This window comes from Borborobacter xinjiangensis (assembly GCF_047739745.1).
GTDB lineage: Bacteria > Pseudomonadota > Alphaproteobacteria > Rhizobiales > Rhizobiaceae > Pseudaminobacter.
In genome coordinates, this window is the sequence record NZ_JBLLVA010000005.1 from 203,612 (window position 1) to 213,835 (window position 10,224).

8 protein-coding genes and 5 pseudogenes are annotated in these 10,224 nt (G+C 62.3%); 4 read left to right on the top strand and 9 right to left on the bottom strand.

All coding sequences use genetic code 11. From position 1 onward, the window contains the following. Positions 1–27: 27 nt before the first annotated feature. The 6 genes and pseudogenes from ACLKMW_RS08925 to ACLKMW_RS08950 all read right to left on the bottom strand — a co-directional run. Entirely contained in the window at positions 28–468 is a 441-nt protein-coding gene (locus ACLKMW_RS08925; protein ID WP_415724092.1) for a YqaA family protein, read from the bottom strand. 46 nt (positions 469–514) lie between these two features. After that, the gene (locus ACLKMW_RS08930) at positions 515–2,998 is read right to left on the bottom strand and encodes a heavy metal translocating P-type ATPase (RefSeq protein ID WP_415724093.1); all 2,484 of its coding nucleotides are present in this window, start codon (positions 2,996–2,998) and stop codon (positions 515–517) included. Between the two features lie 550 nt (positions 2,999–3,548). Then, entirely contained in the window at positions 3,549–3,800 is a 252-nt protein-coding gene (locus ACLKMW_RS08935; RefSeq protein ID WP_415724094.1) for a c-type cytochrome, read from the bottom strand. 32 nt (positions 3,801–3,832) lie between these two features. After that, positions 3,833–4,009 (bottom strand): c-type cytochrome, encoded by a 177-nt coding sequence (locus ACLKMW_RS08940; RefSeq protein WP_415724112.1) that lies wholly within the window; start codon positions 4,007–4,009, stop codon positions 3,833–3,835. After that, positions 4,006–4,149 carry a hypothetical protein gene (locus tag ACLKMW_RS08945; RefSeq protein ID WP_165899998.1) on the bottom strand — a complete coding sequence of 48 codons (144 nt, stop codon included), beginning with the start codon at positions 4,147–4,149 and terminating at the stop codon, positions 4,006–4,008. Before ACLKMW_RS08945 ends, ACLKMW_RS08940 begins: the two co-directional genes overlap by 4 nt. Before the next feature lie 148 nt (positions 4,150–4,297). After that, positions 4,298–4,420: pseudogene (locus ACLKMW_RS08950) on the bottom strand (DUF411 domain-containing protein); the annotation flags it as partial. 208 nt (positions 4,421–4,628) lie between these two features. Between ACLKMW_RS08950 and ACLKMW_RS08955 the strand changes: the two are divergent. The 4 genes and pseudogenes from ACLKMW_RS08955 to ACLKMW_RS08970 form a co-directional block, all read left to right on the top strand. Further along, positions 4,629–5,531: a hypothetical protein gene (locus ACLKMW_RS08955; RefSeq protein ID WP_415724095.1), complete on the top strand. Its 903-nt coding sequence runs from the start codon at positions 4,629–4,631 to the stop codon at positions 5,529–5,531. Positions 5,532–5,865: 334 nt separating this feature from the next. Beyond that, positions 5,866–5,955 (top strand): annotated as a pseudogene (locus ACLKMW_RS26560) (tyrosine-type recombinase/integrase); the annotation flags it as partial. 54 nt (positions 5,956–6,009) lie between these two features. Further along, a pseudogene (locus ACLKMW_RS08965) lies at positions 6,010–6,404 on the top strand (transposase); the annotation flags it as partial. Positions 6,405–6,657: 253 nt separating this feature from the next. Further along, positions 6,658–7,034, top strand: a pseudogene (locus tag ACLKMW_RS08970) (transposase); the annotation flags it as partial. 22 nt (positions 7,035–7,056) lie between these two features. On the opposite strand, the gene ACLKMW_RS08975 reads toward ACLKMW_RS08970, so the two are convergent. From ACLKMW_RS08975 to ACLKMW_RS08985, 3 genes and pseudogenes are all read right to left on the bottom strand, one after another. Continuing rightward, positions 7,057–7,851, bottom strand: a complete 795-nt coding sequence (locus ACLKMW_RS08975) for a CBS domain-containing protein (RefSeq protein ID WP_415724098.1) — start codon at positions 7,849–7,851, stop codon at positions 7,057–7,059. Continuing rightward, positions 7,848–8,648: pseudogene (locus ACLKMW_RS08980) on the bottom strand (putative PEP-binding protein); the annotation flags it as partial. The gene ACLKMW_RS08975 and the pseudogene ACLKMW_RS08980, both read right to left, overlap by 4 nt. Positions 8,649–8,696: 48 nt before the next feature. Then, positions 8,697–9,713, bottom strand: a complete 1,017-nt coding sequence (locus ACLKMW_RS08985) for a hypothetical protein (protein ID WP_415724099.1) — start codon at positions 9,711–9,713, stop codon at positions 8,697–8,699. Positions 9,714–10,224: the final 511 nt, after the last annotated feature.

Here is a 10,224-nt window from a genome sequence, read left to right on the forward strand (position 1 = left end):
GTGTCCAAGTCGCCGCGGCCTCGCGCGTCAACCAAGAATCCCCACGGTCGCGGCAGCCACGGCTGCGTAGCGGACAGTCTTCGCCACCGTAACCAAGGCGAGAAAGCTCCAGAGTGGCTCGCGCAGCACTCCTGCCGCGACCGTCAGTGCGTCGCCAACGAAGGGAGCCCAGCTGAACAGGAGGCTCCACCTGCCCCAGCGGCGGTACCAGCGGCTCGCCCGTTCGAGTGCTACAGGTCCGGCCGGAAACCATTTCCTGTCACGGAGGCGATCCACGGCACGACCGAGCGCCCAGTTCACTACTGCCCCGAGGACGTTCCCGACGCTCGCCACGGCAACCAGGAGGAGCGTGGAATGCGTGTCGGCCACGAGCAAGCCGACAAGCACTGCTTCGGACTGCGCCGGAAGGATAGTCGCCGCGACGAAAGCGGCCCCAAAGAGCCCGCCGAGGCTTGCAAGGTCATTCATTGATCGCGGATCCCGTAGCGGGGCGGCCCCCGGGTAGCTTAGGTATCTATGCGGCTGCCGCAGCCGCCGTGGGGGTGGTAGCCCCCACGGGAGCCTGGAATCGCTTCAGGCGCAGGGCGTTTGCGAGCACGAAGACGCTCGACAGCGCCATCGCTCCGGCGGCCAGCATCGGCGACAACAGCGTGCCTTTGAAGGTATAGAGCGCGCCGGCGGCGACCGGGATCAGGCTGGCGTTGTAGGCGAAGGCCCAGAACAGGTTCTGCCGGATGTTCCGGATCGTCGCCTTCGACAGCGCGATCGCGTTCGCGACACCCAGGAGATCGCCCGACATCAGGACCACGTCGGCGCTCTCGATCGCCACGTCGGTCCCGGTGCCGATCGCCAGGCCCACGTCTGCTTCGGCGAGCGCGGGGGCGTCGTTGATGCCGTCTCCGACGAAGCTGACCACGCGTCCGCCGTCGCGCAGGCGCTTGACCGCGTCGACCTTGCCGTCAGGCAGGACCTCGGCGACGACCTCGTCGATGCCGAGCTCGGCCGCGATGGCTTCCGCCGTCCGGCGGTTGTCTCCTGTGATCATCGCAATCTTCAGCCCGAGCGCGTGCAGAGCGCGGATCGCCTGAGGCGTCGTCGGCTTGACCGGATCGGACACCGCGATCATGGCGGCGAGCCGGCCATCGATCGCGGCATAGAGCGGAGTCCTGGCCTTCCGGCCGAACTCGGTGGCTTGTTCGGAGAAGCTCTCCACCTCTATGCCGAGCTGCGCCATGTAGCGGTCCGCGCCGATGGCGATCTCGTGTCCGCCGGAGCGCGCCTTCACGCCGAAGCCGGGCACCGCGTCAAATCCTTCGATCGCGTGCAGTGGCAGGCCGTCCGCCTTCGCGGCGGCAACCATCGCCGCGGCAACCGGATGCTCGGAATGCACCTCGACGGAGGCCACCAGCGACAGCACCCGATCACGGTCGAAGCCTTCCGCTACTACCAGGTCGGTCAGTTCCGGGCGTCCGGCGGTTAGCGTCCCGGTCTTGTCGAGCGCCACGACATCGATGCCCTTGAGCGTCTGGAGCGCTTCGCCGTTGCGGAACAGGACGCCCAGTTCGGCGGCGCGGCCGGTGCCGACCATGATCGAGGTCGGAGTCGCGAGGCCCATGGCGCATGGGCAGGCTATGATGAGAACGGCGACCGCGTTGACCAGCGCGAAGGCGAGGGCGGGCTGCGGACCGAAGAATAGCCAGGTCAGGAAAGTCAGCGCCGCGGCGGCCATGACCGCCGGCACGAACCACGCGGTGACCTTGTCGACCATTGCCTGGATCGGCAGCTTCGAGCCCTGTGCGGCTTCGACCATCCTTATGATCTGGGCAAGGAGCGTGTCCGCGCCCACCTTGGTCGCGTGGTAGGTGAAGCTTCCCGTCTTGTTGATGGTGCCGCCGACAACTTGCGAACCCTCGCTCTTGATGACGGGAACAGGCTCACCCGAAATCATGGACTGGTCGACATAGGAGGAGCCGCCGAGAACCTCGCCGTCGACGGGAACCTTGTCGCCGGGTCGGACCTGCAGCACGTCGCCGACGCGCACTTCCTCCAGAGAAACATCGAGGAACTCGCCATTGTGCTCGACACGGGCGGTTTTTGCCTGCAGCCCGATCAGCCGCTTGATGGCCTCGCTGGTGCGGCCCTTTGCCTTTGCTTCGAGAAAGCGGCCGAGGAGAATGAGGGTGATGATCACCGCCGAAGCCTCGTAATAGACGTTGGCGGTTCCAGCAGGCAGCACCGACGGCGCGAACGTCGCGACGACGGAGTAGCCCCAGGCGGCGGTCGAGCCGAGGATGACAAGCGAGTTCATCTCGGGAGCGAGCCGCAACAGGGCAGGGATGCCCTTCCGGTAGAACCGCATGCCCGGGCCGAACTGCACGATGGTGGCCAGTACGAAGAAGGCCAGAAAGAGCGGCTGCTGACCGATGTTCATCAGAAGCCAATGATGAAAGGCGGGAATCGCGTGCGAACCCATCTCAAGCAGGAATATCGGCAGCGTCAGGATCGCCGCGACCGACACATCCCGCTTGAGCAGACGCAGTTCCTTGTCCTTGGCCTCCTGCCTCGCTTCGGAGCCGCCGACGGAGGCCGCCGCCCGGCGCGGCTCGTATCCGGCCTGCCTGATCGCCGCCTCGATGGCAGAAGGTGCGACCGCTCCCGAAATCGCTTCGATGGTGGCACGCTCGGTCGCAAGATTGACCGAGGCCTTGAGCACGCCCGGAACCGCAGCAAGCGCCTGTTCGACACGTCTGACGCAAGAGGCGCAGGTCATGCCTTCGATCTCGACCTCGGCCGCCTCCGTCGGGACGTGATATCCGGCGGAGCTGATCGCGGCGATGATCGCAGCTTGATCGACAACTCCGTCGAACGTCACGTCGGCGGATTCGGTTGCGAGATTAACAGAAGCTGCCTTCACGCCCGGCACCTTGCCGATCGCGAGTTCAACGCGGCGCACGCAAGAGGCGCAGGTCATTCCTTCGATGCCGATACTCTGCCGCACGTCGTTGTTGGTTCCTGGTCTAGGCCATCCGCTGTGAGCGTTCATTTTGAGCTGTTCCTCTATCGCTTTGGAGTATGGTCGAGTTCTAGAGGTTCCAGTGTCCGGAAGGTCAACATCTATTTTTGCCCGGATTTTGCGCGTCATAAACCAGGGTAGCCAGAGGGGGACAGCCACGCTTCCGTGACCGTGGACGAGATCCGCCCATTTCGGCCGACGGCAAGGTAAACGGTTCGCTGCAGCTGGACTCTCGTCAATGCTGGTGACCACTGGGAATGGCCGGACAGCGCCGGATGCCACCGCGCATCCTTGGGACGTTAGCGCCGGCTGGCCGAGCGCCCGGATGCGATCGGCGTAAGGGCCCGACGTGCCTGCGGCTCCCCGGGTATGGGCGCGGCTGAAGCGGATGCCGATCCTACCACGTCATCTCGTCAAGCGGGCCGGGACGACGGAAGCCGTTGCCAGCTATCGTTAAAACGCTCGGATGGTCGCGCGCGGACCTGATGACCTCCTATCTGGCCACGGCAATGAGGTGTCGCGTGGACAGGATCGTTTATCGTGTCTTCTCCTTCTCCCGCCGGCTCATTTCTGACTGGTATTGCCGCTCCCGCTCGGGCCACGTGCTCCTGATGAAGGCGAGGACGGCGCGGATTTCGTCGTCGCTCAGAACAGCGGCGAAGCCTGGCATGTCGCTTTCGTAGCCGTTGCCCACCACGACGGCGGGCCCCTCCTTTGTGATACGGAAGAGCACGCCGTCGGGATGATGCCAGGTGTGTCCGGACACGTCGTGCGGCGGGGCGGGCATCCGCCCGTGGCAAGTGGTGTCTTCCAGTCGGGCTAGCCTTCCAGCCGCGCGCTATGACACGAGGCGCAGTTCGCGGCATAAAGAAGCCGCCCCTGCGTGACCAGATCGGTTTCGCCTCCGGCGCTTGTGCCGAACAGCCAGGCCGCAGCCAGGGTGACAGCGCCGGCGGCCGCCACGCCTGCACCGAATATCCGCGTGGTGGCCTTCATCTGCGACCGGCGAAGAAGACATATTTGACCAGGGCCGCTGCCCCGAGCACGAGTACGACCACCGCGAGCAGCCAGACCAGGCCCATGCCCCACATCATGCCAGTCATTCCTTCCATCATGCCGTTGGGACCGTTCATCATGGTTCATTCCTTTCCTACCCTCGGCAAACGCCCAGGAGTGCCGAGGGCTGTTTTGAGCAAAAGTCGCATAGACCCCGCCCACGGTGCCGGACTTCGTGATCTCCAGCATCTCGAACGGTGCTTCCTTGGCCCCGCTCATGCCCGGCGAGCCCAAGGGCATGCCCGGTAGCGTCACCCCCTTGATGTCGGGCCGCTCGGTAAGCAGTTTGCGCACCGTGTTGACGGGCACATGGCCGCTGATACCCCTACCCAAGATAACTGGGGGTATCACATGAGCGACCTCATTGTTTCACGGCCCGAATTGGCTGCCAATCTCGCGGCCATGCTGGTCCCGGATCCGATCTTCGGCTCCCTGTCTGGCCTTTCCTTGCAGCACCGCGCCGGACCGGAAGAGCACCTTCCTACGCCGGGATCTCGCCCCCTTGCTTCGGCAGCGGGGCAAGACTGTCCTTTATGTGGACCTCTGGACGGACCGTTCCGTGGACCCGGCCAAACTGATTTCCGACTGCATCAAGGCCAGCATAGTGGAACATGCCGGTCCCATCCAACGATTCCGGAAAACGCTTCCGGTAGACAAGCTCGGCGCTCTGGGTTTCTCGATCAGCTTCAAGACGCCGTCGGACTTCTCGGGAACGCCGTCGGAGGCGATGCAGCTTCTGGCTGTCTCGACGGACCGGGATGTCGTGTTGATCGTCGATGAAGCGCAGCATTCGCTTGAGACGGAAGCCGGGCTGGATGCGATGTTCGCCCTGAAGGCGGCGCGGGACGCGGTTAACCAGGGACAGAGCGGCCGTCACCTCTACCTAATCATGACCGGATCGCATCGCGACAAGCTCGCGGCACTCGTCTATGATCAGAAATCGCCGTTCTTTGGCGCTCAGGTCAGGGATTTCCCGCCCCTCGGGCGTGAATATTCCATCGCCATTGCAGACCGTATCAACAGGAACCTAGCCGAACATCTGCATATTGGCGTCGACGAGATTGACAGGGCGTTCGACATCCTCGGGCGAAAACCCGAGATGCTTCTCGATTGCCTGCGCGCGCTGGTTTTGGCCGAAGGGATAGGCGCAGAAGCCTTGGCGGCTATCGTCACGCGCAAGAAGGCGGAAGTGGAGGCCGCCCGCCGGGCTGAGATCATGTCCCTCACGAAGCTGCAACAGGCGCTCCTGCGGATGCTGGCCGCAGACGGACAGGCCTTCTCGCCCTTCGCGGCCGCGTCACGCGACCGGCTGAAATCGGCCAACGGCGGCCGGGCGCCGGCGCAAGGCGCGATCCAGCAAGCGCTTGATGTCCTCCGCAGTAAGGGTTTCATCTGGCGACCGGGCTATGGCGCATATGCTTTGGAGAACGCTGAAATCGCGGGCGCGCTGATGGAGACTTGACCACATCGATCAGGGCCATTCCGGGACTTGCCTGCCAGCAGAGGTCATCAGAAGCTCGGAATGCGCAGATTATCGTCCGCTTCAGATTTTTTCAGCAAGACAAACCCCACAAGCCCCCAATGACTTATGGGGTTCAGCCAAACACTCAACTAGAAACCCACTTTTCAGTTAGGGGCTGGGGGTGTCACCCTGGATATTCAATTCCCGGATTATCGCGCTGCGGTTTTTCTTCGGCACCACCTGCGGTCGCGAAGAGATGAAGCGGCATATGCAGTTTCAGCGCAAACCGCGCAACCTACCGGTTGTCTTGAGCGTCGAAGAGATCGCCGCGCTTATGGCTGCAGTTCCCGGGCCGGGTCTGAAGTATCGCGCTGCGCTTGGCATCAGTTATGGCGCAGGATTGCGGGCTTCAGAGGTTTGCCACCTCAAGGTCATGGATATCGACAGCGAGCGCATGTTGATCCGCGTCGACGAAGGCATCTCCAACAACCGCCTGATCAGCGCCGATGCCAAGACGGTGACCTTTCGCTGGAGGGACTACCGGATTAAGAACGGCGACCGTCAAAAGTCATGCAGCTGGCCACTGACGAGTTCATCCGCCGCTTTCTGATCCATGTGCTGCCCGACGGCTTCCACCGCATCCGCCATTACGGATTTCTGGCCAGCGCAGGCCGCAAGGCCGCAATCGCAAAAATCCGCACAGTGCTCACTACGGAAACGGCCAAACAGGATGATCCGCCAAGCGCCGAGATCGTACCGCTCACGCTACGCGAGCCATGCCCAGCCTGCGGCGGTCCCATGCGCGTCATCGAGATCTTTCGACGCGGCCAGAAGCCGAGATCCCGTGCCCCACCCAGGGAGCAGGCAGCATGACGAGGCGCCCGTCACAACGGCCAAAGCTGGCCCGGAAAAACACCGCGTTCCGGGATGGCATCGGATTGCGCCACATAGCGGTGAACACCGTAAGACCGTCGAATGCGACAGCAAGGAGGCCGCCAGACCTGCTTCCGATCATGTCATCGCACGCCCTCAGATCGGCCCGTTTGCTTCTGCCGCCAGCGTCGAACTCCACAAAGGTCTTTGCGCGGAAGTCCCCCGTTAGGACGCAGATGTCGTAGACGAGATCGGCAACAAGGTCGATGCCCTGAAGAAGGGATCTGATGCTTTCGCAGAGATGCGACGCCTGGCGATGCGCTTCAACGGCATCCTTCACGGCAAGAGATCGGCACCAATGGATACGTGGATCGACGATGCGATCGACTCCGAACTCATTCCGATCATGCGGTTCGCCTGCGTCCTGCGCAGGGACATCCATGCCGTCAACAACGCCGTTGAGCTGCCCTGGAGTAAAACGGACAGGCCGAAGGCCAGAACAACTGCCTCAAGACCCTCAAACGCGCAATGTACGGGTACGAATTTTGGCGTAGCCGAAGGGGCGGCGAGAGGCTTATAGAACACGCCCGGTCTAGTACGCTAGACTGCGAAACACCTGCGGCAGGCTGAAGCGCCTGCAATCCAATCGGGGTCACGCTAAGTTCGTGGTGGCACGACTTCTCAAGTCGATGCCGACATTGGCTTCGTCTGCTGCCAAGTGTCTTCCGCCTTGCCGCCAACCATCGGATAAAACGCGCGTATAGCCGATGGGGATCGCGACAACGCGCAGCCTGTCCCAAACGCGGACCACCCCCGGCGAATTCTCTGCCGCTACGCGTACCGCATCGCGCACGTGGGCGTCCGTCACGGTACCGTTGAGTTCGACCACGCCTCCGTGCACAATCACGTCGAGGGTTCCCGTCGGCGCCCAGAGCTTGCTCGCGATTTCGTCAAGGATGTGCCGACGAATGGCGAGGTCGTCGACGACTTCGGCTGGAACGTCGCCCATGCGTCGCGACAGGGCCAGAACGAGATTCGCGCGGCTGATTAGGCCGACAACTGTGCCGTCGCGCACGACCGGAAGGCGCTTGATGCGGCGGCGTTCGAGAAGATCGGCAACCTCGTCGAGCTCGGCATCGGGACCGATGCTGGCGACGTCGTTTGTCATGACGTCCTCGATCTTGCGGCCGTGCTGGCGTGCGTAGTCCTGAGCCAGCTCCTCGGTCGCCGTCCACATTTCGAGCCATCGCGGCCTGCGCCGCTCTGTGCCGATCTCGGGCCTGTGCAGGAGATCGCCTTCGGTGACGATCCCGACAAGTTTGCCTGCTCCGTCGACAACCGGAAGGCCACTTATGCCGTGCTCGATCATCATGCGCGCCGCATGTTCGATCGTCGCATCAGGACGAACAGTCACCGCCCCGACGGTCATGATGTCGCCAGCTTTCATGTTCGCATCCCTTCTTCATGCGGCAGCGCGACCTCGGCGGCGGCCACCTGCCGCTTCACGGCGATGAAACTGTCGGGACTTACCGATATGGAATCGATGCCGCACTCGACGAGGAAGGCGGCGAACTCCGGATGATCGCTGGGCGCCTGTCCGCAGAGGCCGATCTTGGCCCCGGCCGCGCGTGCTTCGCGGATGACGTTTGCGATCATCCACTTCACTGCGGCGTCCTGTTCGTCGAAGAGTTCGGCCAACTCGCCGGAGTCCCGGTCCACGCCAAGCGTGAGCTGCGTCAGGTCGTTGGAACCTATAGAGAAGCCGTCGAAGCGTTTCGCGAACTCCGCCGCCAGAACAACGTTCGACGGAATCTCGCACATGACGAAGACCTGCAAGCCGTTTTCGCCGCGCCGCAGCCCGTCGCCGGTCATCTCGTTCAGCACAAGGTCGGCTTCGCGCGTGGAACGACAGAAGGGGATCATGACGATCACGTTGGTAAAGCCCATCTCGTCGCGTAGCCGGCGGATGGCTTGGCACTCGAGGGCAAAGCCCTCGCGGTAGCGGGGCGAGTAGTAGCGGGCGGCGCCCCTGAAGCCGATCATCGGGTTCGCCTCCTGCGGCTCGAACTCCGAACCTCCGATCAACCCGGCATATTCGTTGGTCTTGAAGTCGCTCATGCGTACAATGACCGGCTTCGGCCAAGCTGCCGCGGCAATCCGGCCAAGCCCGCGCGAAAGCCGGTCGACGAAATATTCGGTCTTGTCGGCGTAGCCCTGTGTGATCTCCGCGATTGTCCGTTTCGCGACTTAATCGGGGCGGCCCGGGCCACTCTTCGAGATTGGTAAATCATTTTACAAACCCGACTTTCTCCCAACCCCTGATTCCAATGGGATCATGACGGTTTCCGTTGTCGTATCTTGGCCTTTGCCAATCGCCCATTGGAGAAGCGGGACCACATAACCGGAAAGCCACGGGACCAGATCTGGGTTCCACTGGGCCTGCCCGCCCAGGTCCCACAAAAGATCGGCAAGCTGCCGCCATTTACTGCCTTCGGGGAATTTCATGACGTGCGGCGCGGTCGAATTCAGCACGTTCGGCTCGATAAAGAGGGCGATGTTCTCAAGCTCGGTACGCGCGAAGCGAGCAGGGACCTCGATTTTCTTGGCAAGCGCTCCCTTCAATACCCGCTTCCCCTCGTCCGCCGGCTTCAAGGCCTCTTCGATGTCGTGGATCATCGCAGTTAACCTGTCGGCGAATTGGCTAATCCCGAAGGTTGCTTTCGCCCGAGCCAAGTTCCGAAGCCCGGCAACGCCACCCATATTGGCGAGGTCAGCAGCCGTTTTCGGGGTGGCGCCACCCACGCCGGCAATTGCCTTGACCTGCTTGACTGTCAGCCGCCGTCCATCTTCGAATGCCGCAAGAACCGTTTCAACACAATCCAGGTTGGCGGCGAGTACGCCCATCGTGGTCGGGGCAACACGGGCTTCCACCAGGCGTTCCTTGTGGTTGTGCAGCCTTCTCGCGATATTGATCAGGGTCGAGGCATGCTGGCGGGTGATCTCGCATGCGGACGATACCCACTTGCCGAACGTGCGATCCTCGATCAGGCCGGCTGCGATGTGCAATTGTTCTCCGACCGCAAAGGTCTGTTCGGTCGTGCGGCGACCGATCGTTGCAATCGCTGATGCGCAGTTCTCAAGGGTCTTCAGCTTGGCGGGTTCTAATCCGAGGTTGGCATAGTCGGATGGCGTCCATCCTTTACCCGCCGGAGATGCATTCTTCTTCGACTTTTTGGCGGCCTTGGTGGCGCGTTTTTCATTTGGCTGCATCGCCGGCTTCGCTGCCTGGCGGTCCTGCTTGTCTTCCATTCCCGTGGTCCTTCTCGCTCATTGAAGGACGGAGGGCCTAGCCGGCACCAGGAGCGACGTCAAACAAGCGCTGATCCGGTTACAGACAGGATGACGAAAGGATTCGACCGTCGATATGTTGGGTTGGACCAAACCCTTGCATTGCAAGGGCACGACTGGATTCGTCTTTCGCAATCCGCAAGCATTCGAAGAGGAGAATGCGCTACCTCTTCCCTTGGGTTGTTTGCGTCAGCATGTCGCAAATTATCGGTTCGAAACCAGGATGGTGATCGAAGTTCAAGCCAATGAACGGCGGAAGATTGATTCGAAGCAAACCCTCACAAACGGAGAAGCGCACGACTGCAAAGCGCCCCGAACGGGGACATTCAGGCAAACTTTGCCTTCACCGGAAGCAGACGTTGCGGCGAGACCTCGAACGGTCGCTTTGCTCCACGAATTTACCGTAGGGGCTCACATGAGGGGTTTGGCGTCAAGACATCGGATGCATCCTCCCCGTGTGCTGTCGGATTCA